This is a genomic window from Burkholderiales bacterium (assembly GCA_013695435.1).
Classification (GTDB): domain Bacteria; phylum Pseudomonadota; class Gammaproteobacteria; order Burkholderiales; family JACMKV01; genus JACMKV01.
Genome location: JACDAM010000134.1, coordinates 17,361 through 41,187 on the forward strand (window position 1 = coordinate 17,361; position 23,827 = coordinate 41,187).

Sequence of the window (23,827 nt, forward strand, 5' to 3'; positions counted from 1 at the left end):
AATTTGCAGACTTAGGGGAGAATGAAATGAACGATGACATGAAACATGAAGCGAACGATCAGCCGTTGCCTGACTACGAAGTTGAATTCATTCCAGCCGAGCGCAGATTGAACGACCGGCGCGGCGTTCAAGCTTCGAGCGGCTATACGGGACCGGAGCGGCGCGCCGGGCCGCGTCGGGATCGCCGTACCTCCGACGTGCAGTCAGGAAGCCTGTAACTCCCGCATTCGATCAGCAGGCTATCAATCAGATCGGCCGAAACGCGAACTCATTACGGACCCATCTACCCTGCCCGGCTCGACAGCTCCCTGCCCAGCTAGTGTTCGCGGAAGTTGTAGCGGTTCATCAGATCATACAAGGTCGGCCGGCTTATCCCGAGAAACTCCGCGGCTTTGGCGATATTCCCATCGGTCCGGCTCAAGGCTTGCGTCAGCGCCTTGCGCTCGGCCGCTTCGCGCACCTGGCGCAGATTCATCGGTTCAGGCTCGCGAAGATCGATCGGCAAGCCGAGGTCGGAGACGCCGATTTGCGGGCTTTCGGCCATGATCACCGCGCGCTTGATGCAGTTTTCCATCTCGCGCACATTACCCGGCCAGTGATACCTTTCGATCGCGTTTAACGCCTCTTCCTTGAAGCCCAGAACAGTGCGGTTGTTGTTTGCGCTGAAACGATTGCGGTAGGTATGCGCGAGCAGCGTCGCGTCGCCCGAGCGATCGCGCAGCGGCGGTATCGTGATGACGATTTCGCTCAGGCGATAAAACAGATCTTCACGAAAGCGGTTGATCTTGATCAGTTCGCGCAGGTTCTGGTGCGTCGCGCAAACGACTCGGACATCGACCGCGATTTCTTCGCGCCCGCCGAGGCGCTCGACGACGCGCTCCTGCAAAAAGCGCAGCAGCTTGGCTTGCAGCGCCATCGGCAAATCGCCGATTTCGTCGAGGAACAGCGTGCCGCCATCGGCGAATTCGATCTTGCCGCGCGTCTGCCGCGCAGCGCCGGTAAATGCGCCCTTCTCATAGCCGAACAGTTCGGATTCGAGCAGATTCTCCGGAATCGCCGCGCAGTTGATGGCGAGAAAGCGCTTGCTTGCGCGTGGACTCAACTGGTGCAGCGCGCGCGTCAGCAGTTCCTTGCCCGTGCCCGACTCGCCCAGGACCATGACGGTTGCATCGCTCGGCGCGACCTTTTCGATATCGCGGCAGGCTTTCAGCATGCCAGGATCGCGCGAGATGATGCCGGCAAGCGGCGAATCGGCGGTGCGCGATTGCAACTGGCGATTTTCCTGCTGCAGCGCATGCAGCCGGAAGGCGCGATTGACGACCAGAGTCAGCACCTCGGCTTCAATCGGTTTCTGGTAAAAATCGTAAGCGCCCATGCCGACCGCTTTTACCGCGTGCGCGCGCTCCTGGTTGCCGGTGACGATGATGATCTTGGTATCCGGCGCAAGCTCCAGCACCTGCTGCAGCGTCGCAAAACCTTCCGAAGCGCCGGCAGCATCGGGCGGCAGCCCGAGGTCGAGCGTCATGACGGCGGGCTGATGGCGGCGAATTTGCGAAAGCGCCGAATCGCGATCGTCGGCAATCAGCACATTGTAATTGTCGAGGCTCCAGCGCATCTGTTTTTGCAGCCCGGTGTCGTCCTCGACGATCAGCAACGCCGGTTTGCGGCCGCTCATCGAATGCTCCTAAGTTTTGCCGCGGCGCGCGCGGGACCGGCAATGTCTTTCCGCGCGCCGTCCGCTTCGCCCGGCGGCGCTACGTACAGTGGCAGCAGCACGCGAAAAGTCGATCCCTTGCCGGAGACGCTGTCGACTTCAATGCGGCCGCCACACTCGCGCATGTATTCGTGCGCTTCGTAGGCGCCCAGGCCCATGCCCAGGCCGACCGCTTTGGCCGATTCGAACGGCTTGAACAAACGCGTACGCAAGAATTGCCCGCTCATTCCGCAGCCGGTATCGCTGACTTCGACGATCGCAAAGCCGTCCCGTGCATAAGCGCATACATTGACTTCGCCCGTTTCCGGTGTCGCTTCGATGGCGTTCTGAACCAGGTGGCCGATGACGCGCTGCAGACGCTCGGACACGGCAACGATAAGAAGCCCCGCAGGCGCAGCGGTCAGGATCGGCACCGGCCGCAAACCGGCCTTGCCGGCAATGACGCCGGCCAACGCGGCATCGAGCGCCATCGGTTGCGGCCGCTCGGCGCTCTGGCCGCGCCGCAACTCCAAAAGTAATCTCTTCATCTTGCCGACCGAGTTTTCTACCGTGGTGATCATATCGTCGCGGAACTCCGGCTTTTCGCCGTGCTTTCCGGCGTTGGTCAGAAGCAGCGACAACTGTCCGACGAGATTTTTCAGATCGTGCACGACGAAAGCCGACATACGGTTGAACGATTCGAACTGGCGCGCGACCAGCAGCGCCTTGGCCGCTTCAAGCTGCGCCAGATAACTGGCTGCTTGCTGCCCGGCCGTTTTCAGGAGATCGGCGACTTCCCAGTTTACGTCGATCTTGCCCATCGGTTCGGCCAGCACGACAAAACCGAGCAGGCGTTCGTGCAGAATCAGCGGCACAACGAGCTGGGCGCCCGGCAAATCGCGCAACCACTCGGGCAGCTTGCCGAGCCGCGCGTAGATTTCCGGCTGGGTCCGGTATTCCTTCAAATTGATTACCCATTGCGCGCTTTCCAGATAGCGGCAGAACGCGCCATCCAGCGCCTCGCTCGCCGCGCACGGCATATTCCAGTTGGCGGTGCATTCGCACTGGCCGTTCTCCTGCAGCAGCCAAAGCGCGCCAGCATGGCTGTCGACTAGCGCCGCGATCGCCTGAATCGAACGCTCGTGCAGCTTGACGCCCGGTTCACCAGCCGACAGCGTGCGCGTAAAGTGCAGCCATTCCTCGCGATAATCGTAGCGGTAATTGAAAAAATGCTTGCTCAGAAAAACTTTCAGCCGGGCGCGCAGGGTTCCCGAAAACAGCGCGAGCAGCAGCAACAGCAGCGCGCCGAACATGAAGGTAACTTGCAGGACAGCACCCCAACTGCCGCCGAAATAGCGGATGTAGTAGCCGGCCGCAGCCATGACGAGCAGATAGACGCCGGCGCCGAACAGGGTTGCCGAGTGAAACAGGATGCGATGCGATACCGCGAAATCGAGCGACCAGCGCGGGCTGCGGGCGGCCGAGATCGCGATCAGCGGAACGATCATGGCGTTGATAGCGCCGCGCGCGTTCCACAAATCGGTGTCGAGCCGGTGGAACAGCATGGCATCCGCGTACAGATAGAAATCGAAAGCGAACATGCCGCCGACACCGAGGCACAGAGTGCGTATGCCGGCGCGTTGTCCAGGCTGCGTGTTGCGGTAAATCTGCTCGACCAGCACAATGCCGATCACGGCGAGCAGCACGCGCGCGCTGATCGAAAAATCACCGTCGAAAACGATCTGCGGCACGAAAGCGGAGACCAGCAAGAGCGCGCAGAACACAGCGATGATGGCGGCCAGCGCTTTCAGCCGCTTCGGGAAATGGCCGGAAACATGTGTAGCGAGACCGAGCAGCAGAAACAAAAACGCGAACCATGAGGCGCTGCGCAACACTTCGAGCGCAGTGTGGACAGCGCCGGGAGCGAGCGCGCGATACGAAATCAGCGCCGCCCAGGTCGACGAAATCAGGCAAACCATGGTGAGTACAATGCCGTGGGCGCGACCGCGCCAGCTCGTCGCGAGCAATAGCGCGAGCAGCAAAAAAGCGACGCTGGTTATGGCGTGGCCGGCGGAGCCGATCGCGCTCATCATCTCGCGCGGCGCGCGGCAACGAGCGCGGACAAACAGTCGGCGACGCGCATAAGCTTCCGTGCGAGCACGTCTTTCTCCCTGGCAGGATCGATCGGAACTCATCGACCCTAGCAACGGATATGCCACTCCATTGTTTGCCAGAAATTGACCCCGATGTGCAATCGCAAAGCGAAACGCGTCACTTTGTGCGGGTTTGCGCTCCGACAGCTCCTGGACGGACCGGTTGATCGGGAAATAGCGATAGCGATTTCGGAGATCGCATCGCGAAGCCTTTGCGAACGGGATACCATTGCCGGGTCGCACGGGATGCAAGCGCGCCTCCAGATCCACTTTCAGTTGGCGCTCCGGCCGAATCAAGATCAGAGCTTGCGCAGGAAATGAGTCCATGCCGCGCTTTCCGGCTTTGTTTTGATTTCCCGCATCATGGCGTTCAACCCGAATCCGCTGCAGCAACAGTTGATCGACGCGCTTGAACGCATGGTCGAGGGCAAGCCGCCGCCAGCGGACGAGATCGATGCCTTGATCAAGGCATTGCGCTTCGATCAGGTTATTGTGGAAGTGCGAAGCCGCGAACTCTCGGAAACGCAGCGCACACTCGAGGAATGTAAAAGGCGCTGCGCCGAACTCTATGAGCAGGCGCCGGTCGCCCACGTCACGCTTGACGAGGCCGGTCGAATTTGCGAGTTGAATGCCGCTGCCACGGCGCTGATTGGACTGCCGGCGCGCAAGCTTTGCGACAGTCTTTTCCCGGCGCGTCTGGTTTCCGGCGAGACCGACCGCTTTTATCAATACTTGCGCTTATGCCGCCAGCAGCGTGCGCCGCTCGCGGGCGAGTTTACGCTGCGCGTCGATAACGCCGCGCGCCCGATACAACTCCTCGGCGCGCCGGCCATCAGCGCCAGTGGTGAATGGTTGTGCCGGGCCGTATTGATTGACATCACGCCGCTGCGCATTGCGGAACAGCAACTGCAGCAATGCGAAGCGCGACTGCGAATTTTACTGTCTCGCCCTCCTGAATATCCGAAGGAAGATGACGACGGCAATCTCGCAAGCGAGTTACACGATCAGCTCTGCCCGGCGCTTGCGGCGCTCGATTCGGATATCGCGTGGCTTTCCGAAAAGCTCGACAACTGCCCGCCAGAGGTGCTCGACAAGCTCCTGGAAATGGCGCGTGTCGTTACCGATTCAGCCGACGCGGTGCGTCATGCCGGCGAGCAATTACGCTCGCTTTACCCCGAATACGGTGGATTGGCCGCGTCCATCAACCGCTATGCGGCGCAATTCGAGAAGCAGCACGACATCATCTGTGCGCTCGATCTCGATCTCGCAGGCATCGAGCTCGAGATCGAGCCGGCGAACGCGCTGCTTCATATCGTCAAGGAGGCGATGGCCAATGTCGCACGTCACGCCGGCGCCTCGCAGGTGACAGTGCGCGGCCGGTGCGAGGACGATGCGTTCGTTCTGGCGGTCGAAGATGACGGGCGCGGCTTCGACGAGGAAAAATTGCGCGAGCGCGGATCGCACGTGCTGCGCAATATCCTGCAGCGTGCGCAAAGCATAGGCGGCAGCGTTCGCATTAAAAGCCGGCGCGGCGCAGGCAGCACGATAACGATCAGCATTCCGCTGAGCCGCCTCGCCGGCGTATCGCGGCACGATCGCAAAAAATAAAGAGAACAACAGTTGAACGCCGCTTCGCGTCGACCGTTGCTCAGACCTTGGCGCGGCCAATCAGTCCACGCAGCGTTTCCTGAATGTCGGCGGGAAGCAGCACGACTTTGGCGTTATGCGATTCTCCCAGCCGCGTCATGGCGGCGATGTATTTTTCGCCGAGCAGATAGAGCATTGGCGTATCGCGATCGGCAATCGCTTCGGCGATTTTCCGTATTGCCTCGGATGATGCCTGCGCCAGCGTGACCTGTGCGACCGCATCGCGTTTGGCGCTTTCCAGCCGGCCTTCCGATTCCAGGATCATCGATTGCTTGGCGCCCTCCGCCTTCGTCACCACCGCCTTGCGTTCGCGCTCCGCGCCGGCCTGCAATTCCATCGCGCGCACCATCGTTTCCGACGGTTTGATGTCCTGAATCTCGACCGATTTAACCGTCAATCCCCAATCGATCGCCTCGGATGCAATGCTCTCCTTGAGCCGCGCCTTGATCTTGTCGCGCGACGACAGCGCTTCGTCGAGTTCCATTTCGCCGGTGATTGAACGCAGCGTGGTCGAAATCAGTTGCCGGATCGCCTCGGAAAAGTTGACGACGCCATACACCGCCTTGACCGTGTCGGTGACCTTGATGAAGGCGATCGCATTGGTGATGACGACAGCATTATCCTTGGTGATCACTTCCTGCTGTTCGACATCGAGAATGATGTCCTTGGTGACGACTTTGTAGGCGACTTTATCGACATACGGAACGATCACGTGCAGCCCCGGCGACAACACCGCATTGAACTTGCCGAGCCGTTCGACGACCCATTCCTCGCCCTGCGGGATGATGCGCACGCCCTTCGCGATCGTGACCGCGACAAAGATGAGCAGCGCGATGATGACGAACGTCAGACCACCGGTGATGCCTGATGACATTGCTTTCTCCTGATTCCTGACGGGATACTGAAAAGCCAGCGCGCCCGCCGGCTGGTGATCTAAACGATGATGCGGCCGACTTTCAGAATATTGCCCTGCACGTCGATCACGCGCACGCGCTCGCCGACCGGGATTTCCTCATCGGCAATCGATTCCCAGACGTCGTCCCCGAGTATCGGTTTCTGGAATCGTATCTGGCCCTGCTCGTACGGTCGAATGCCGCGCGTCACCAATCCGATCTCGCCGATGAACTGGCCTTTGGAGAAACCGATCGTGGTTTTGTGCGCATCTTTTTTGAAAACCCTGAACCACAGCCATACGAAAGCGAGCGAGAAAATCGTCCACAGCAGGACCTGTCCACCAAGCGGGATGTCGATCATCGCCGCGACCAGCCCGACGATCAGCGCGCCGAGGCCGAACCAGACCATAAAAAACGCCGGGATCGCAAGCTCGAGGAGCAGCAGCCCGAGCCCGAGAATCAACCAGTGCCACCAGAGTATTTGCATCGCTTTCGGATTAACTTCTGTTCGCCCCGGGCTTCGCGAAGGGTAATCGTACAACTCACTGAGTTTCGCGCTAAACCGTCAAAACCGTCGAGCCCGTCGTCTCGCGCGCCTCCAGATCGCGATGCGCTTGCGCGGCGTCCTTCAGAGCATACGTCTGGTTGACCGAAATCCTGACTTTGCCGCTGGCGACAACATCGAACAATTCCTGCGCGGAAGCGACGAGGTCGGCGCGCGCCGCGGTATAAGTCATCAAGATCGGGCGCGTCAAAAACAAGGAGCCCTTGACACTCAAAATAGCCGGGTCGAAAGCCGCAACCGAGCCCGACGATTGCCCGAAGGAAACCAGCATGCCGAGCGGCTTCAGGCAATCGAGCGACTTCATGAAAGTATCCTTGCCGACCGAATCGTAAACGACATCGACCTTCCTGCCGCCGGTCAGGTCACTCACGCGGGCGACGAAATCCTCCCGCGTATAGATGATGGTGTGCGTGCATCCGTGCGCTTTCGCAGCCGCGGCTTTTTCTTCGCTGCCGACCGTGCCGATAATCGTCGCACCCAGGCTTTTCGCCCATTGGCAAACGATAGTCCCGACACCGCCTGCTGCCGCGTGAATCAGAATCGTATCGCCGGTTTTGACGTGAAAAGTCCGGCGCAACAGATACTGCGCGGTCATCCCCTGCAGCATCATCGCCGCGGCTTGCTGATCGGAAATCGCGTCCGGGAGTTTGATCAAACGATCGGCCGCCATCAGCCGCGCTTCGGCATAGGCGCCAACCGGACCGGCCGCATAAGCGACGCGGTCGCCGGACTTGAGATCGGCAACACCAGCGCCGACCTCATCGACAACCGCCGCCGCCTCCAACCCTGGCGTCCCCGGCAACTCCATCGGATACAGACCGGTGCGATGGTAAACATCGATGTAGTTGAGCCCGATAGCCGTCTGCCGCAATCGCACCTGCGCTAGTCCGGGCTTGCCGACTTCGATCGGCTCCCAGCGCATCACTTCGGGGCCGCCGGTATTGTGTATGCGAATGGCATTAGTCATGGTGAGACGAAGTGTCGTTCAAGTGGGATTGCGTGTGAAAATTACTTGCCCGATTTCCGCTAAAGACAAAGCACAACACATCTTCGCCGCCAGACGAGTTGCGATCTCGACGTGATGAGGGGCCTCAACGACGCCGGTAGCAGGATTACACCAGAGAGAATGCGCAGCACCTTCGCGTTTCAGATAACAGCCGTGTTTCCGCAAGTGTCGCAGCAGATCGCCTCGCTTCATTCGACGGCGACAATTTCCCGCCCCTTCGGGCGGAAGGCCACGCAACGCGTCTTCTCGTCGATCTTCCAGGACGAGGGCTATTGCGTCGGCGAGGTTAGTTAGAACCTTTTCCTTGGTTTGGCCTTGACCGTTCGCCCCCGGAACCTCCGAGCAATAAGCGATGTACCAGTCGCCATCGCGCTCAATGATCGCGGTAGTTTCGTTTCGCATGACTAAATCCTGTGAGTCAGGAATGAATTTGCCTTGGCGTCAAGAAACGGCGCTTTTCAGGAGCGTAAATGACATTGTGATGGCTAACACCAGGTATTTTGGCAGGCAAACCAAACCTCGACTTCACGAACCTACCCTCCGCGAAGTTGATCGTCGACCACGGACAGATACTCGCGAATAGCATCTTTGATATTTTCCTCGGCTTCAGCTTCCGTGGCCCCTTGCGACCAGCAACCTTGTAGACCGGGAACGAAGACGGAAAAGCCTTCTTCGGATTGGTGAAGGGCGATGCGGTAGCGCATAAATCCTCCCCTAAAGACAACGATCACAGTTGTTGCCCGACGACCATTACTAACAGCTTTTCTTGCTCCAAAGAACGCAGTAGTCGTTCCGCGAAGTAGCCTTAGATAATAATAATCGAGTCTGGCCTATTTACATGCGCATTTCTCGAGCGCTTCCGATAGCAGATCGATGGTAGGTATGGTGTGTCCCACAGGCGATTTCGGCGCTGCAAAGATGTTTCCTTTGATAATCTTTTCTTCTTCGTCTTTGTTGACAATCGATGCAAGGCCTAGGCTTTGCAAAATCGTCACAAATATAAGACGAGCCTGATCCTTAGCACGGTCTGCATCTTCTTTACAAAAAAGCCTTTCGAAGTAAAAGGCTGCGTCTCGCAACTTAGCGAGCTCGGTTGTATAGAAATTGATCAGGTGAATAGTAGAATCGTCAAGAGGTGTCTGTGCCCATCGACCCTCTGGCACTGGCCGCCCGGCCGCCCAACCGATTGCGGCGACTTTGTTACCGGCAAGGACCTCGACCTGACCTCGCTCCACACAAAGCTGCAAAGCGGCGCGACTCTCCAATATGCAGCTGGACGCCAGCAACGTGTAGATGCTGTTCTCTAACCACCAGACCTGCACTTGATTTCCATGCTCCTCATTCCACGCGACATATAGCCCTCCGCGGAGTGTTGTGGGAAGACCGCCCGAAGGAAACCAAATCACTGGGGTCTTACCGATAAGCCCTTCGTTCACGTTTAATCCATGAGTGTGGTTTGGCTCTTCGCCAACTATTAGGTAGAGGCATTTGACAGCGTACTCCGCTGATTCCTGTGCTCTCCTGAATGCTAAATTCCAGTCGCGGTCGTGGAATGCTGCCTCGGAATCTCTCGTAAGTGCTTTTTGGGCCTGCATAAGGTAAAGCAAGCCCCTATGAATTTTATCCATCACAATGCTTTTTATTCGAGAGTAGCCTGGGTTAGCCGCGAAGCGGCATATCCGGGAATCTGTCGCTTAAAATCAACCGGGGCGACGTGCGCCGCAAATAAAGGCGATGCAAAAGCGCATCGGGCTCGCCCTTTGCCGGGACTACTTCAAATCTTCAATCGCAAGCCGGTGGTAGCGGTGCGCGAACGAAAATGGCACGCGACGGATGACATTCATCGCGTGCCGCATCGGTATCGCCCGGCGCATAGACCAGCAGAAATGTGGCGCCCTGCTTCGCCGCATCCAGATGGATTTGCACGGCCTCATCGCTCTTGCCGAGCCGCGCCAGAAAGCCTGTATTTTCGTCGAGATTGCGCTGCGCGCCTTCGGTCACTTGCTCGCACGTGCGCAGCAGACAATCCGCCTGATCGTAGCCGCCGGTCATCAAATCCCGCTGTACCCGCTCGGCATCACCCGTTTTCATGAATCCAACGACGAGATAGCCGACCGGATAAAAGATACCGAAGTCGGTCGTTTTAGGCTTACCGCGCGGATCGTTCGCTGGCTTTTCATCTTTCATCACTCATCCCTCCTGGATATTACAAATCGCTTAAGCGGAAGCGAAAGGATTACCCCTCCGCCGCCATTCGCTTCGCCACCGCGTAAATCTCCTCCGCATCCAGCACCTGATCGTTGCGCTCGAACAATTGCGCGATGCAGGCGCGATGCAGTTTCAGTTTCAGCGCGCCGAGGCCGATCGCGCCGTAGACGATTTTGCCGTTGCGCTCCTTGCCTTTATCCATCATGTCGACGCCTTCGAAGCCGAGCGGCGGCGTGGCGTTGGTGTCGGCCATCATTTCGATCGTCTTGTTTTCCTGCCAGTGTTTCGCTTCGAGCAATTGCACGCCGGCCGCGCCCGCGCCGAATACGACTTGCGCCGGTGCGATGTTGCCGGTACCGGCGCCGAATATCACTTGTGCGCCTTCGCACGCTTTCGAGCGCGCCTCGCTGTCAGTCGCTTCCACCGCCGTCAGCTTGACGCCGAATCGTTCTTCCATTTGCCGGCACGCCATTTCAGCGCGCGCTTTTTGGCGCGAGGTGATGACGACATCGGCGCCCTCTTCCGCCAGCAACGCCGCGGCGCGCTGACCGACCGGGCCAGTGCCGGCGAGCACGACAGCGCGCTTTCCCTTGAGCGGCGCGGTCTTCGCGAGTAATGCGACGCCGGCGGCGGCAGTCGTGTTGCTGCCATTGCTATCGAACATGATCGAGACGCGAAAATCCGCGAAGAATTTTTTCTTGACCGCCTTCAACAGCTTTTGCCCATCGTCGAGATTGCCGCCGCCGATAAAAATCGCGGTGAATCTTTTTTCTTTGGGCGACCGCGTGAATATTGTGCCATCGATCAAGGCTCCGACGTTTTCCGGATTGACGCCGCCGTATGAAACGACGTGATCGGCGCCGCCGTCGTAGCCGACCACAATATCGAATACGCTGGCCATGGCATCGGTATCAAACTGGAACAGCAATTTCTTCATAACGGAGATTTCCTCGGGATGTTGAGAGATGACGGCTCGCCTCCAGCAGCTAAATAACTAAGCCAACTGCCCTATAATTAGCGACCCTGCAGGGCTTACAAAAAGGTTGATATGACGATTAAAGACAGCACTATACAGAAATTCCTCGACAATTTGGCCAGCGCGGCGCCCACCCCCGGCGGTGGCAGTGCGGCGGCGATCATGGGTGCAACCGGCGCTGCGCTGGTCGCGATGGTTTGCAATTTGACTATCGGCAAAAAGAACTATGCGGCGGTCGAAAGCGACATGCGGCGCATCCTCGGTGAAGCCGAAACGCTGCGGCAAAAACTCACGGGCATGATCGAAGCCGATGTCGGTGCGTTCGATCAAGTCATGGCCGGCTACGGCATGCCGAAAGATAACGATGCGCAGAAAACCGCGCGCAGTGAGGCGATTCAGGCAGCGCTGAAAAATGCCGCGACGGTTTGTCTTGCCTGCGCGCAAACCTGTGCCGATGTTGTTGCCTTGACGCGCGAAACGGCCGAGAAAGGTAATCTGAATGTGGTCAGCGACGCTGGCGTTGCCGTGCTCGCCGCGCATGCGGGCTTGAAAAGCGCCGCGCTGAACGTTTATATCAACGCCAATAGCGTCAAGGACAAGGCGTTCGCCGACTCCAAGCTCGCCGAACTCGAAGCGATACTGAAGAAAAGCGGCGCGGAATCAGATCAGGTTTACGAACTGGTCAAAGGCAAGCTGTAGCAGCAGCAACCAGGATTGACTGCGCGCGCCATCCTCCGCACCATCGATCGGCGCGCGCTCAGCGTTAAGTGTCTTGATCCACATCAACGATCGAATCGCGCTGAATGAATCCGAACTCACGTTCGACTTCGTGCGCGCGTCCGGCCCCGGCGGGCAGAACGTAAACAAGGTAGAAAGCGCGGTGCAACTGCGTTTCGATGCTGCGCATTCGCCCTCTCTGACGGATGCGGTTCGCGCGCGCCTCGGCAAACTCGCCGGCCGCAGGATGACTAGCGCCGGCATGCTCATCATCGATGCCCGTCAGTATCGCGATCAGCCGCGCAACCGTGAGGCAGCGGTTAGCAGACTGGTCGAACTGATACGCAAAGCCGCTGAAATACCGAAGCCGCGACGGGCAACGAGGCCGACGCTGGCATCGAAGAAACGCCGGCTCAAGGCCAAGCACGAGCGCGGGGAAGTCAAGCGACAACGTGGCTCGATCGTTGACGATTAAACGCTCCGCGCGGCGCGCGATCTTCGCCGGGGAACAGTTCGCGCTGACTCGGCTGCCGCCGTTTTCGTCTGTCTCGGTTTCATCCACGTCTACCGCTCGGGATTGTTTGGGACGGCTGCGTTACAGGAAGTAGCGATCCCGGAACGAGTTAATATCGCGACCGTCTCCGAGTGGAAAAGACAATGCCGCCAGACACCGCGTCGCGCAATATCTGGCGGACCAGGCTCTTACTGCAAATCGAAGTTCTGGCTTACGTCGGCACTTGTGATGTCGGTGTTTGCCGTCCGCGTGCCGCGTCCCGTCGCTGAAGCCTCGATTGCATACTTGCCAGCTACCGCTGATTGGGCCGACAGCGTAATCGGCAGCACGCCGGAGCCGTATCCGCCCAGAACCGGCGCGGCCACCGGAAGCGTGAACGAATAGGCGCCGGTTGCGAGATCAGCGTTCTGCGAAGCTATCGTGACCGTCGGGCCGGACGGGAAGTCTTGCAATGCCCGCACAGCGCCTTCGGTATCGACCGGCAGCACGGTTCCGCTGACCGTGTGGGTTCCAGAAGCAGGCAACATGATCGGGCTCGTGCTGACGGTGGTATTTGCCTTCGCCACAACGGGAACGTCGCTGATCACGGCACTCGCATGATCCTGCGCGGTAACGACAACTTCATAATTCCCCGCAGTCGAACTCCGAACGATTGGAGAGAGCGTAAACGAACCAGTTTGCGGGTCCGGCACCGTGCCCTTTACAACCACGCCATCCAGCTGCGCAGTAACCATAGGCGAACTGGCGGCAAGCGCCGGATCGAGAACACCGGTAATGCCTCCGCTTACGATCAGCGGAATCACACGCACCACCGGCTTTAGCGAATAGCTGCCATTGCCGCGCGCAACAATTGATTTGCAGGCATCGAAGTCGAGCACGATATCCACCAGAGTGTTTTCAGCCACGTCGAACTGGCTTTTGAGCTTGATGCCGCTTTGTACCGCGCTTGGCGTGACGAGTGGCGTTTCGGTGCCGCCCGCTGGAATGACAGAGTTGGCAACGGGCCGGGCTGAAGTATTGGGTTCCAGTACCAGGCGCAGTTGGGTGTAGTGCCCGGCGTCCAGCGGCGCCTGGCCCAAGTCCTCGAGCGCACCATTGCTGAGGTTGAGCAGATTAATTTTGCGCGCGGGATTCAGGATGATATCAGTCCAGCCGCTATCGTTCTCGTTAGCGTCGGAGCTTCGATGCGCTCGCACTTTAGCCACCGTTACGTTGACCGCGTTAAAACCGCATGCCGGAGCGTCAGTCAGCAAGACATGCAGTGTGCCCTGTGGACGGACTGTGGGTGAACCGCCGTCACCGCCGCCGCTGCAAGCGGAAAGCAGGGCAGTTATGAGTCCAAAAAGTTTGCTTGAAGGTTTTAACATGTCGCCGCCTCTTCTAAAATTCAGGAATTGGAATGCAATAAAAGGAAATGTTCGAACTGAAAGCTGTAATGCAACAGCTTAGTAGAACGCCACGTTCGCACGTCACTTTAACGCGAGTGCGGTCGCCACCATACGCGAGTATTTGCGATTACGCAATAATAATAATTCCTGTCAGATAGATACGCGTCTATCCTCATGTTTAGTAGCAAGCTAGGGGAGATTAAGCTGTGGCTGGATGACGAATCAAACCACCCGGAAACCCCAAGGAGTTGGGATTAGCGAACGACGGGCGGGATGGGTTGCCGCCAGCGGATAGAAGTTTCACCCTCGCCGTCAATAGTGGCGAGTCGGCCGACGAACAGCTTGGTCAGCAGAGAGGGATGTTCTTTGTAGCAACGCAAACTAAAGATTGATCCGGGCTGCCCCCCGATCCAAGATTAAAAAACCTGCGACGGATAAACGCCAATGCTTGCAGTGTGAGTGACCAAGCCGGTCCCCTCATCCCAGAAATGCAATTGAAATCCCGGAGGCTCCAGCGTGAATGCGGCGGGCCCATCCGGCCGCAGATCCAGTTTGATCTGGTGCGCCGTGCCCGGACAAATCGACGCTATGGTTCCCTTGTAGCGCACCTGAATCGAGCGGTGCACATGACCGCACAGCACACGTTCAATCTGCGGATGACGCGCGATGATGGCGCCGAACACGTCCGGATTGGCGAGGCTCATCCGATCCATGTGGCGAATGCCGGTCGGAAAAGGCGGATGGTGCATGAACACGACGGTGGGCTTGTCCGGCATTTCCCGCAGGCGGGCGTCCAGCCAGCCTAGCCGCTCCTCGCACAGCTCGCCGCCGGGCGCGCCCGCAATCACGGTATCGAGCGCAATCAGGCGCAACGGAAAATCGTCGATCGCGTATTGCAGGAATTCACCGGCGCGCGGCAGATAAGTGTGATCGCGAAACGCGGATCGCAAAGCGCCGCGTTCGTCATGATTGCCGGGAATCACAAACAAAGGCAGCGTGATCGGCGCCAGCAATTCGCGCACGTACGCGTATTCCCCGGCGCGGCCGGTTTCGGCAAGATCACCGGTGGCGAGTACGATATCGGGCAGCGGCTCGCAACGCAGCAACTGCGCAACCGCGCGTTCGAGGCATATCGCAGTATCGACGCTGCGCTCGACGAGCTTGCCCGGCGCGTTAATGTGAAAATCTGTGATTTGAGCGATCAGCATGGCGTCTCTCCGCCGCATCTCTTACGCGCACATTCTACTCAGGGCCTGTTCACACATAAACATGCCCCGCGCTTGCTCTCGCGGGATGCGATGCGAGGCGGACGGCGCGCCGCAGGGCCATTCCCTGCAAGCGCCGGCCAACGGGGCAGCGCGCCCGCCAGACCAAAGCCCTTACGGGTTGCCCCCAAACCGGGCGCTCGCTTCGTCGCGATCATCCCGGTTTGGGGGCAACGCGGGACATGATTTATGTGTAAACAGGCCCTAATGCGCGCGGATACTTTTATGCATCGCCCTCTCACTCGGAAGCAAGTTCGCGCGAGCCGGGCGGGGGTCACGTAAATATCGCTCGCGGGTTGCACGAGCCCGTCTGCCCCACCGGCGGCATGGGAAAACTGCTGCCAATTACCGAGGAGCGCGACCATGCAAGGCTTGATGATGGAGTTACCGCTGTCGATTTCGTCGCTGATCCAGCACGCCGCGCGTTACCACAGCGACACGGAAATCGTATCGCGCACGGTCGAAGGCGGCATCTCGCGCTACACTTGGTGCGACGCCGAGCGGCGCGCCCGGCAACTCGCGCAGGCACTGCTCGAGCGCGGCGTGCAGTCCGGCGAGCGCATCGCGACGCTGGCGTGGAATGGATTCCGGCACCTCGAGTTGTACTACGCAGTCTCGGGCATCGGTTCTATCTGCCATACCGTAAACCCGAGATTGTTTGCCGACCAGATCAATTACATCCTGAATCACGCCGAAGACACCCACGTTTTTTTCGACCTGACTTTTCTGCCGCTGCTCGAAAAACTCGCACCGTCGTGCCCCGGTGTTCGCGCCTGGATCGTTATGACAGACGACGCCCACATGCCGGTTTCCAGTCTGCCGCATCTGCTTTGTTATGAAGACTTGATCGCCAGGCAATCCGGGGATTTCACATGGCCGCAATTCGATGAAAAAACCGCTTCGGCGCTGTGCTACACGTCCGGCACGACGGGCAATCCGAAAGGCGTGCTGTACAGCCACCGCTCGACCGTGCTCCACGCCTATGCGCTGGCCTTGCAAGACACGTCCGATCTTTCCGCCCGCGCGGTCGTGCTGCCGGTGGTGCCGATGTTTCACGTCAGCGCCTGGGGGATTCCGTATGCCGCGGCGCTGGTCGGCGCCAAACTCGTGCTCCCGGGCGCTGCGTACGACGGCGCCAGTCTGTACGAACTCCTCGAAAGCGAGCGAGTGACGGCAACCGCGGGCGTGCCGACAGTGTGGCTGAACCTGTTGCAGTACATGCGGCAGAATGGCCTCCGGTTTCGCACGCTGCAAACCGTGCTGATCGGCGGCGCCGCCGCGCCGCGCGCGCTGATCGAGGCGTTTCAGGAGGAATTCGGCGTCAGCGTACGGCACGCCTGGGGCATGACGGAAACCAGCCCGCTCGGCGTTGCCAATACCTTCAAGAGCAAACATCTTGCGCGATCGAAAGACGAGCGTGATGAATTGCAAGTCAAGCAGGGCCGCGCGATTTGCGGCGTCGAAATGAAAATCATCGACGGCGAAGGCAGACAACTGCCGAACGACGGCAACGCGTTCGGCGATCTCATGGTCCGAGGCCCGTGGATCGCCGAACGATACTTCGGCGATGCCGAATCGGCGCTGGTCGACGGCTGGTTTCCCACCGGCGATGTCGCCACCATCGATGCCGATGGGTATCTGAACATCACCGACCGCTCGAAAGACGTGATCAAATCGGGTGGCGAATGGATCAGCTCGATCGCGCTCGAAAACACCGCGGTCGCGCATCCGGCGGTCGCCGAGGCCGCAGTGATCGGCATTCGTCATACCAAGTGGGACGAGCGGCCGCTGCTCATCGTCGTCAAAAAGCCCGATGCCGAATTGACGCGCGAAGAAATACTGAAATTCTTCGAGGGCAAGGTGGCGAAGTGGATGATTCCGGACGACGCCGTGTTCGTCGACAGCCTGCCGCACACAGCGACCGGCAAACTGCTGAAGACGAAGCTGCGCGAGGAATTCAGGGATTATGCACTGCCGGCCGCGTGATCGCACGCGGATGGGCACATCCGCCATTCCCTGCCGTTCGTGGCAATGCCTGTTATCGCATTTGCCGCCGATTTATCGTGCGCGGTTCGGGTGAAGGACCAGGCGCCGATCATGAAAGAGATGCGAACGATACGCTGGGGCGTTATCGGTTGCGGCGCGGTCACCGAAATCAAGAGCGGTCCTGGTTTCCAGAACGCGGAGCACTCCAGTCTGGTGGCCGTCATGCGCCGCAGCGGGGAACTTGCCCGAGATTATGCCAAACGGCATGGCGTGCCCCGCTGGTACGACAATGCCGCAGCCTTGATCCACGATCGCGAAGTCGATGCCGTTTACATCGCCACGCCCCCGGCCTTTCACAAGGAATATACCGTGCTCGGCGCAGAAGCTGGAAAGCCGGTCTATGTCGAGAAACCGATGGCGCTCAACTTCGCGGAATGCCAAACGATGATTGCGGCGTGCGCGGCAGCCGGTGCGCCCCTGTTCGTCGCCTACTACCGGCGGGCTTTATCCCGGTTTCGCAAAGTGAAGGAGCTGATCGACACACTAGCCATCGGTGAAGCGCGTTTCGTTACTGTGACCCTCTACCAACCCCTGGCCCCTGCGGATCTCGATCCACAGACGCTGCCGTGGCGAGTCATTCCGGAAATAGCCGGTGGCGGCCGGTTTGTGGACCTGGCTTCCCATATGCTGGACGTCCTGGATTATGTTCTCGGCCCGATCCGCTCTGTACAGGGCTTTGCTTCCAATCAAGCCCATCTATACCCAGCCGAGGATATCGTTACCGGAACTTTCGTATTCGAGTCCGGCGTGCACGGCGTGGGAACCTGGTGCTTTACCGGCTTTGAGCGATGTGACCGCACCGAAATCGTGGGAACCGCAGGCAAGATTGCGTATACGACATTTGCCGCGCAGCCTGTCGTTTTGACCACGCCGAAAGGCGTGACGAAGTTTTCGTACGACGATCCTCCGCACATTCAGCAACCGCTGATCCAGAATATCGTGGACGAACTCAACGGTATTGGAACCTGCCCAAGTACGGGCGAAAGCGCCGCCCGCACGTCCTGGGTGATGGACCAGATGCTGAAAGGTTAGGGCCTCCTTTTCGAGGCCGCATTCGGCGCTGCCGTCAGCCCGCTGCCCGTTCTTCGCTTTTACTTCAACTGCCTCGCCTTCCGGGCGATTCGCGCGCAGCAACTTAACTCCGTTTAAAGACCATTGCGCGAAAGCGGTATCTCGCCTAAATTTAACCGCAGTGCATATTGCATAATAAATCGGACCGGCATGCCGATTCGGCCTTCAACACGCTGACGGCTTTTTGTTGTCGCAATCACGATTGGCGAAATGACGGCGACTATGGCAAACACCGGAAAAAAGTTACGACCTCGAAGGAAGATTATCTGAATGCGATTTGGAGTCTGTCCGAGCGCCATACGGAAACAGCGCTGGAAACCGGCACCACCGATCTATCCGCGATGCTGGGAGTCAGCCCTCCCGCGGTTTCCAAAATGCTCAAACAGATGGAGCAACAGGCGCTGATCGCCCGTACGCCTTACCAGGTCGTCAGCCTGACCAGAAAGGCCGCCAGGCGCGCTCACAATCGTGCGCCGCCACCGGCTTCTCGAATGTTTTCTGGTGCAGGTGCTGAAATATGATTTGCACGAGGCGCATAACGAATCGGAGCGGCTTGAACATCATATTTCCTGCGAATTCGAGGAGAAAATCGACGCGCTGCTCGGGCATACAAAGCGATGCCCGCACGGTAGCTCGATTCCGAATCGAAACGGCAATTCGCATCTGAAAGCGCGAGTTGAAGCGGATACGCCCGCGACCGGCAGCGCGATTTATGCCGGATAGAAGCGCATGGACAGTACCGGCGTGAAGCCTCATAATCGCGCCTTTCGCCGCGCCGGGAAGCTCGTGGTCAGGTAGTCATCTGCTTACCTGATACGCCGTTCCCCAGATCTCATGAAGTTTCTGTTCGATTTTTTTCCGATCATCCTGTTTTTTATCGCTTTCAAGGTTGCGGGTATCTACACCGCGACCGCCGTTGCGATCGCCGCGACCTTCGCGCAAATCGGTTGGATGTGGTTACGCCATCGCCGCGTCGACACCATGTTGTGGGTGGGTTTGGGCATCATCGTCGTGTTTGGCGGCGCCACGCTGTTGCTGCACGACGAGACTTTCATCAAATGGAAGCCGACCGTGTTGTACTGGGTATTCGCCGCCACCTTGCTGCTTTCGGCGGTTTTGTTCGGCAAAAATCTGATTCGGTTGATGATGGGAAAACAGCTCACCGCGCCCGACCATATCTGGACCAAGCTGAATCTGAGCTGGGTCGGATTTTTCGCCGTGATGGGCTTTGTGAATCTTTACGTTGCATTCAACTTTTCGACTGATTTCTGGGTCAACTTCAAGTTGTTTGGCGGCCTCGGCGCGATGTTCGTATTCGTCCTCCTGCAAGGATTGCTGATGTCGCGCTATATCATTGAAGAAAAAGGAACTGAAGGAAGTGAGCCATGACGAAAAGTGAAGCAACGCGGCCGAGCATGGTGCGCCGGGCATGATGCTATACGCGATCATCGGGGAGGATGTGGCAGCGAGCCTCGAAAAACGCAAGGGTGCGCGGCCGGCGCATCTGGCCCGTCTGCAAGATTTGCAGGATGTCGGTCGCCTGATTCTGGCCGGCCCCTTTCCGGCGATCGACAGCCCCGAACCCGGGCCGGCCGGTTTTAGCGGCAGCCTGATCGTGGCCGAGTTCGAATCGACTGAGGCGGCGCAGAGCTGGGCTGACGCGGACCCGTATACGCTGGCTGGCGTGTACGCAAGCGTCAAGGTCAAACCCTTGAAGAAGGTGTTTCCGGCATGACCGATCCTGCATCGTCCGGTCGCGTTTCGATCCAGGACAGAATCCGCCAGAAACTCGCGTGCCTGGCGCCATCGCAGATCGAGATCGCGGACGACAGCGACAAACACGCGGGGCATGCCGGCGCCCGCGACGGCGGCGGCCATTATCGTCTGCTCATCGTTTCGCCGGAATTTTCCGGCAAGCGCGCGATGACGCGCCACCGCCTCGTGTACGACGCCCTCGGCGATCTGATGCACAAGGAAATTCACGCGCTTGCAATTCAGGCATACGCGCCCGAAGAGGCAAAGACCTCGCCAGCCCGCAGTATTTAGCCCCCGCCTGGGCCCTGTTTTTCAGCCCTCCCATTGTTGCAACCTAAAGGAAATATCATGCGTTTATCTGCCCAAAAAATGAGGCTATTGGCCGGCGTTATCGCCGGTGGCGTCCTGCTGCTTTCAGCGTGCAGCAAAGACGCGGCGAAGCCCGCAATTCAGTCCGGCGACGTCGCGCCGGCAGTCAAAACCGAGGCGCCCGCGCCAGCGAAAGACGATAGCAAGGACGCGGCAGCCGCAACGCCGGAAGGCAAGGAGGTCAAGCCGGGCGATCCCGTTGCGGCTGCTGCTCCGAACGATCCGGTCGCGACCGTCAATGGCGTGGCGATTCCGCAATCGAAGCTCGAACTGATGGTCAAGGCGCGCGCCGCCCAGGGCCAGCCGGATACGCCCGAGCTTCGCGAAAATCTGAAAGAAGAGCTCATCACGCGCGAGATCATTGCGCAGGCCGCGAAGGAAAAAGGGCTCGACAACAATCCCGAAGTCGCGACCCAGTTCGACCTTTTGCGCCAATCGATCCTGATCAACGCCTATCTCGAGGATTACGCCAAGACGCATCCGGTCAACGACGAAACCATGCGCGAGGAATACGAGAAGGTGAAGACCGTGCAGGGCGACGTCAAGGAATACAAAGCGCGCCACATTCTGGTCGAGAACGAAAAGGACGCGAAGGACATCATCGCGCAATTGAAGAAAGGCGGCAGCTTCGAAAAGCTGGCGAGCGAAAAATCCAAAGACCCCGGCTCGAAAGCCAAAGGCGGCGACCTCGACTGGAGCACCACCGGAAATTACGTCGGCCCGTTCGGCGATGCGCTGAAGGAATTGAAAAAAGGCGAGTACACCCAGACGCCGGTGCAAACCCAGTTCGGCTATCATGTCATCAAGCTCGAGGACGAGCGCCCCTACAAGTTTCCCGGATTCGAGGAAGTCAAACCGCAGTTGCAGCAAGGCATGCAGCAACATCAAAGAGAGAAAGCGATCAACGAGTTAAAAGCGAAAGCTAAAATAGAGTAGCAAACGCCGCTGCGGTTTCTTCGCCGCCATCTTTCGTAGAGGAATTACTAAAAACGGGTGGCTTCAAGTCGCCCGTTTTTTCATTTGCGTCTCGATCCCAACCATCTCGCCGCTACGGCCCCTCGTTACAGATTAAGCGTAGGTCAGGGCGCGCAAGCTCCCTGACAAAGATTGCCCACCGATGCTGTCAAGGCAGCCTGCGGCACCCTGACCTCCGGATTTTCTTGGCACTGCCAGCGACTGACTTTCGGAACGATTTGCGTGGCCGTCGGCCCGGTTACTTCGCTAACCCAGCCACTTGCGCGCATTTCTGAACAGGCGCAGCCAGGCGCCCTCTTCGCCCCACGCCTTCGGGTGCCACGAGTTCTGCACGCTGCGAAATGCGCGTTCCGGATGCGGCATCAGAACCGTGAAGCGGCCATCCGGCGTCGTCATCCCGGTGATGCCGAACGGAGAACCATTCGGATTCGCCGGATAATTTTCCGTCACCGCGCCGTGATTATCGATATAGCGCAGCGTAACCAGCGCTTGCACGGCTTGCAGTTGCCCGGGATCGGCAAACTCGGCATAGCCTTCGCCGTGCGATACCACGATCGGCAGCCGGCTTCCGGCCATCCCGTCAAAAAACAGCGAGGGGCTGGGCTGCACCTCTACCATCACGAAGCGCGCTTCGAATTGTTCGGAGCGATTGCGCACGAATCGCGGCCACAGCGCCGCGCCCGGGATGACGTCGCGCAGACTGCTCATCATCTGGCAGCCGTTGCAGATGCCGAGCGCAAAAGTATCCGCGCGCTGGAAAAATGCTTCGAATTCGTCGCGTGCGCGGGCGTTGAACAGGCACGATTTGGCCCAGCCTTCGCCCGCGCCAAGCACATCGCCGTAGGAAAATCCGCCGCACGCGGCGAAGCCGTGGAAATCGCGCAAGCTCATGCGGCCGGCGCTCAAATCGCTCATGTGCACATCGACAGCGGCGAAGCCGGCGCGATCGAATGCCGCCGCCATCTCGGTGTGGCCGTTGACGCCCTGCTCGCGCAGAACCGCGATGCGCGGCCGCGCGCTGTGGCCGGCTTCGCTGATGTAGGACGCGGCGATGTCCTCGGCCGGCTCGAAACTCAGATCGGCGTGCAAACCGGGATCGCCGGCATCGAGAATGCGGTCGTATTCCTGCTGCGCGCAGGCGGGATTGTCGCGCAGCATCTGCATACGGAACGTCGTCTCCGACCAGGCGCGCTGCAGCGCGATGCGCGATTCGGACAATATCGCCTTGCCATTGCGCACGATGCGCAACTGATCTTCGTGCTCATTGTTCTTGTCCGGCGCGCCGATCACATGCGTCATCGGGCCGAGGCCGGCATCGCTGAATGTCTGCATGACTTCGCGCAAATCCGATTTCCGTATTTGCAAGACCGCGCCGAGCTCCTCGGCAAATAAAGCGCCGATCACGCGCGCATCGTGGACGCCTTTGAACGCGTCGTAACGAATTTCGGCGCCGTCGACATCGCCAAAACTTTCCTGATAACAGACGCTATCGAGGTTGATGGTCACACCGCTGTGCGTGGCGAAAGCCATCTCGCACAAGGTCACAAAAAGACCGCCGTCGGAACGATCGTGGTAAGCGAGGATTTTGTCCGCGCCGTTCAAGTGCTGAATCACTTCGAGAAACGCTTTCAGCCTGGCCGGATCGTCGATATCCGGTGCGACATTGCCGAGGCTTCGATACGACTGCGCAAGCGCCGAACCGCCGAGGCGATTGCGGCCTGCGCCAAGATCCGCCAGCAGCAGAACACTGGATTCGATATCGATCCGCCATTGCGGCGTCAGCACTTTTCGCACATCGCTGATCGGCGCAAACGCCGAGATAACGAGCGACAACGGCGCGATCACCGCTTTCGCGCGATCGCCGTCGCGCCACGTCGTCTTCATCGACAGCGAATCCTTGCCGACCGGAATGCTGATGCCGAGTTGCGGACACAGTTCGATGCCGATGGCATGAACCGCATCATAAAGCGCGGCGTCTTCGCCGGGATGTCCAGCCGCCGCCATCCAGTTCGCGGATAGCTTGATATCGCCTATGCGGTCGGTTGGCGCAGCGGCGAGATTGGTCAGCGCCTCGCCGACTGCCATGCGCGCGGAAGCCGCGGCATCGATCAGCGCGAGCGGCGCGCGCTCGCCGATCGCAAACGCCTCGCCGCGATAACCCTGAAAATCCGCCAGGGTCGCCGCTGCATCGGCGACCGGATTCTGCCACGGTCCGACCATTTGATCGCGCGCTGTCAGCCCGCCGACGGTACGGTCGCCAATCGAAATCAGGAACGTCTTGTCGGCGACCGAGGGAATGCGCAGCACGCGGTACGCCGCTTCGCGCAAATCGATGTCGCTGAGGTCGAACTTTGCGGGCTCGCGTTGCACACGCGCGACGCGCCGCATCATTTTCGGTGGCTTGCCGAATAACATGCCGAGCTCGACATCGACCGGCAGATTAGCGAAATGGTCGTCGGCAACCGTCAGATGCGGTTCGGCAGTCGCGACGCCGACGACCGCGAACGGACAACGTTCGCGCTCGCACAACTCGCGGAACCTCGCCAGATTTTCGGGCGCCAGGGCGAGAACGTAGCGCTCCTGCGA

At 59.2% G+C, this 23,827-nt stretch carries 24 protein-coding genes and 2 pseudogenes; 12 read left to right on the forward strand and 14 right to left on the reverse strand.

Annotated features, from left to right (window positions below; all coding sequences use genetic code 11):
• Positions 1-26 precede the first annotated feature (26 nt).
• The gene (locus H0V78_06925; protein ID MBA2351511.1) at positions 27-218 is read left to right on the forward strand and encodes a hypothetical protein; all 192 of its coding nucleotides are present in this window, start codon (positions 27-29) and stop codon (positions 216-218) included.
• A 98-nt stretch (positions 219-316) separates the two neighbouring features.
• On the opposite strand, the gene prsR is transcribed toward H0V78_06925, so the two are convergent.
• Together prsR and prsK are read right to left on the reverse strand one after the other, a co-directional pair.
• The gene (gene prsR / locus H0V78_06930) at positions 317-1,675 is read right to left on the reverse strand and encodes a PEP-CTERM-box response regulator transcription factor (GenBank protein ID MBA2351512.1); all 1,359 of its coding nucleotides are present in this window, start codon (positions 1,673-1,675) and stop codon (positions 317-319) included.
• A complete protein-coding gene (gene prsK, locus H0V78_06935; GenBank protein MBA2351513.1) occupies positions 1,672-3,786 on the reverse strand; it encodes a PEP-CTERM system histidine kinase PrsK in 2,115 nt (704 codons plus the stop codon). Before prsK ends, prsR begins: the two co-directional genes overlap by 4 nt.
• Before the next feature lie 423 nt (positions 3,787-4,209).
• Between prsK and H0V78_06940 the strand changes: the two genes are divergently transcribed.
• Entirely contained in the window at positions 4,210-5,454 is a 1,245-nt protein-coding gene (locus tag H0V78_06940; protein ID MBA2351514.1) for a PAS domain-containing protein, read from the forward strand.
• A gap of 40 nt (positions 5,455-5,494) precedes the next feature.
• On the opposite strand, the gene H0V78_06945 is transcribed toward H0V78_06940, so the two are convergent.
• The 9 genes and pseudogenes from H0V78_06945 to H0V78_06985 all read right to left on the reverse strand — a co-directional run bounded on the left by H0V78_06945 (position 5,495) and on the right by H0V78_06985 (position 11,102).
• A complete protein-coding gene (locus tag H0V78_06945) occupies positions 5,495-6,367 on the reverse strand; it encodes an SPFH/Band 7/PHB domain protein (GenBank protein MBA2351515.1) in 873 nt (290 codons plus the stop codon).
• A gap of 59 nt (positions 6,368-6,426) precedes the next feature.
• Positions 6,427-6,873 carry an NfeD family protein gene (locus tag H0V78_06950; GenBank protein MBA2351516.1) on the reverse strand — a complete coding sequence of 149 codons (447 nt, stop codon included), beginning with the start codon at positions 6,871-6,873 and terminating at the stop codon, positions 6,427-6,429.
• 70 nt (positions 6,874-6,943) lie between these two features.
• The gene (locus H0V78_06955) at positions 6,944-7,918 is read right to left on the reverse strand and encodes a quinone oxidoreductase (protein ID MBA2351517.1); all 975 of its coding nucleotides are present in this window, start codon (positions 7,916-7,918) and stop codon (positions 6,944-6,946) included.
• Between the two features lie 18 nt (positions 7,919-7,936).
• A complete protein-coding gene (locus tag H0V78_06960; GenBank protein MBA2351518.1) occupies positions 7,937-8,149 on the reverse strand; it encodes an addiction module toxin, HicA family in 213 nt (70 codons plus the stop codon).
• Between the two features lie 24 nt (positions 8,150-8,173).
• Positions 8,174-8,359, reverse strand: a pseudogene (locus H0V78_06965) (type II toxin-antitoxin system HicB family antitoxin).
• A 131-nt stretch (positions 8,360-8,490) separates the two neighbouring features.
• On the reverse strand, positions 8,491-8,661 hold the full coding sequence (locus H0V78_06970; protein MBA2351519.1) for a type II toxin-antitoxin system HicB family antitoxin: 171 nt from the start codon (positions 8,659-8,661) through the stop codon (positions 8,491-8,493).
• A 126-nt stretch (positions 8,662-8,787) separates the two neighbouring features.
• Positions 8,788-9,585 carry a HEPN domain-containing protein gene (locus H0V78_06975; protein ID MBA2351520.1) on the reverse strand — a complete coding sequence of 266 codons (798 nt, stop codon included), beginning with the start codon at positions 9,583-9,585 and terminating at the stop codon, positions 8,788-8,790.
• 141 nt (positions 9,586-9,726) lie between these two features.
• A pseudogene (locus H0V78_06980) lies at positions 9,727-10,144 on the reverse strand (hypothetical protein).
• A gap of 49 nt (positions 10,145-10,193) precedes the next feature.
• Positions 10,194-11,102 (reverse strand): SDR family NAD(P)-dependent oxidoreductase, encoded by a 909-nt coding sequence (locus tag H0V78_06985; GenBank protein ID MBA2351521.1) that lies wholly within the window; start codon positions 11,100-11,102, stop codon positions 10,194-10,196.
• A gap of 111 nt (positions 11,103-11,213) precedes the next feature.
• Here H0V78_06985 and H0V78_06990 point away from each other — a divergent pair, with 111 nt between their 5' ends.
• Together H0V78_06990 and arfB are read left to right on the forward strand one after the other, a co-directional pair.
• The gene (locus H0V78_06990; GenBank protein ID MBA2351522.1) at positions 11,214-11,840 is read left to right on the forward strand and encodes a cyclodeaminase/cyclohydrolase family protein; all 627 of its coding nucleotides are present in this window, start codon (positions 11,214-11,216) and stop codon (positions 11,838-11,840) included.
• Between the two features lie 73 nt (positions 11,841-11,913).
• Positions 11,914-12,333 carry an aminoacyl-tRNA hydrolase gene (arfB, locus tag H0V78_06995; GenBank protein MBA2351523.1) on the forward strand — a complete coding sequence of 140 codons (420 nt, stop codon included), beginning with the start codon at positions 11,914-11,916 and terminating at the stop codon, positions 12,331-12,333.
• Positions 12,334-12,560: 227 nt separating this feature from the next.
• On the opposite strand, the gene H0V78_07000 is transcribed toward arfB, so the two are convergent.
• Positions 12,561-13,739, reverse strand: a complete 1,179-nt coding sequence (locus H0V78_07000) for a DUF4382 domain-containing protein (GenBank protein MBA2351524.1) — start codon at positions 13,737-13,739, stop codon at positions 12,561-12,563.
• A 437-nt stretch (positions 13,740-14,176) separates the two neighbouring features.
• Positions 14,177-14,968 carry a phosphodiesterase gene (locus H0V78_07005; GenBank protein ID MBA2351525.1) on the reverse strand — a complete coding sequence of 264 codons (792 nt, stop codon included), beginning with the start codon at positions 14,966-14,968 and terminating at the stop codon, positions 14,177-14,179.
• 420 nt (positions 14,969-15,388) lie between these two features.
• Here H0V78_07005 and H0V78_07010 point away from each other — a divergent pair, with 420 nt between their 5' ends.
• The 8 genes from H0V78_07010 (at position 15,389) to H0V78_07045 (ending at position 21,202) form a co-directional block, all read left to right on the forward strand.
• Positions 15,389-17,011, forward strand: a complete 1,623-nt coding sequence (locus H0V78_07010; GenBank protein MBA2351526.1) for a long-chain-fatty-acid--CoA ligase — start codon at positions 15,389-15,391, stop codon at positions 17,009-17,011.
• A gap of 120 nt (positions 17,012-17,131) precedes the next feature.
• Positions 17,132-18,103: a Gfo/Idh/MocA family oxidoreductase gene (locus tag H0V78_07015; GenBank protein ID MBA2351527.1), complete on the forward strand. Its 972-nt coding sequence runs from the start codon at positions 17,132-17,134 to the stop codon at positions 18,101-18,103.
• Between the two features lie 167 nt (positions 18,104-18,270).
• A complete protein-coding gene (locus H0V78_07020) occupies positions 18,271-18,663 on the forward strand; it encodes a helix-turn-helix domain-containing protein (protein ID MBA2351528.1) in 393 nt (130 codons plus the stop codon).
• The gene (locus H0V78_07025; GenBank protein ID MBA2351529.1) at positions 18,611-18,865 is read left to right on the forward strand and encodes a hypothetical protein; all 255 of its coding nucleotides are present in this window, start codon (positions 18,611-18,613) and stop codon (positions 18,863-18,865) included. The genes H0V78_07020 and H0V78_07025 overlap by 53 nt, the downstream gene beginning before the upstream one ends.
• Positions 18,866-18,976: 111 nt before the next feature.
• Complete coding sequence (locus tag H0V78_07030) at positions 18,977-19,531, forward strand: septation protein A (GenBank protein ID MBA2351530.1); 555 nt, start codon at positions 18,977-18,979, stop codon at positions 19,529-19,531.
• A 43-nt stretch (positions 19,532-19,574) separates the two neighbouring features.
• The gene (locus H0V78_07035; protein MBA2351531.1) at positions 19,575-19,877 is read left to right on the forward strand and encodes a YciI family protein; all 303 of its coding nucleotides are present in this window, start codon (positions 19,575-19,577) and stop codon (positions 19,875-19,877) included.
• On the forward strand, positions 19,874-20,188 hold the full coding sequence (locus H0V78_07040; GenBank protein MBA2351532.1) for a BolA family transcriptional regulator: 315 nt from the start codon (positions 19,874-19,876) through the stop codon (positions 20,186-20,188). The genes H0V78_07035 and H0V78_07040 overlap by 4 nt, the downstream gene beginning before the upstream one ends.
• 78 nt (positions 20,189-20,266) lie before the next feature.
• Positions 20,267-21,202 carry a peptidylprolyl isomerase gene (locus tag H0V78_07045; protein MBA2351533.1) on the forward strand — a complete coding sequence of 312 codons (936 nt, stop codon included), beginning with the start codon at positions 20,267-20,269 and terminating at the stop codon, positions 21,200-21,202.
• 285 nt (positions 21,203-21,487) lie between these two features.
• On the opposite strand, the gene purL is transcribed toward H0V78_07045, so the two are convergent.
• The coding region (purL, locus tag H0V78_07050; protein ID MBA2351534.1) for a phosphoribosylformylglycinamidine synthase at positions 21,488-23,827 on the reverse strand (2,340 nt) is incomplete at its 5' end.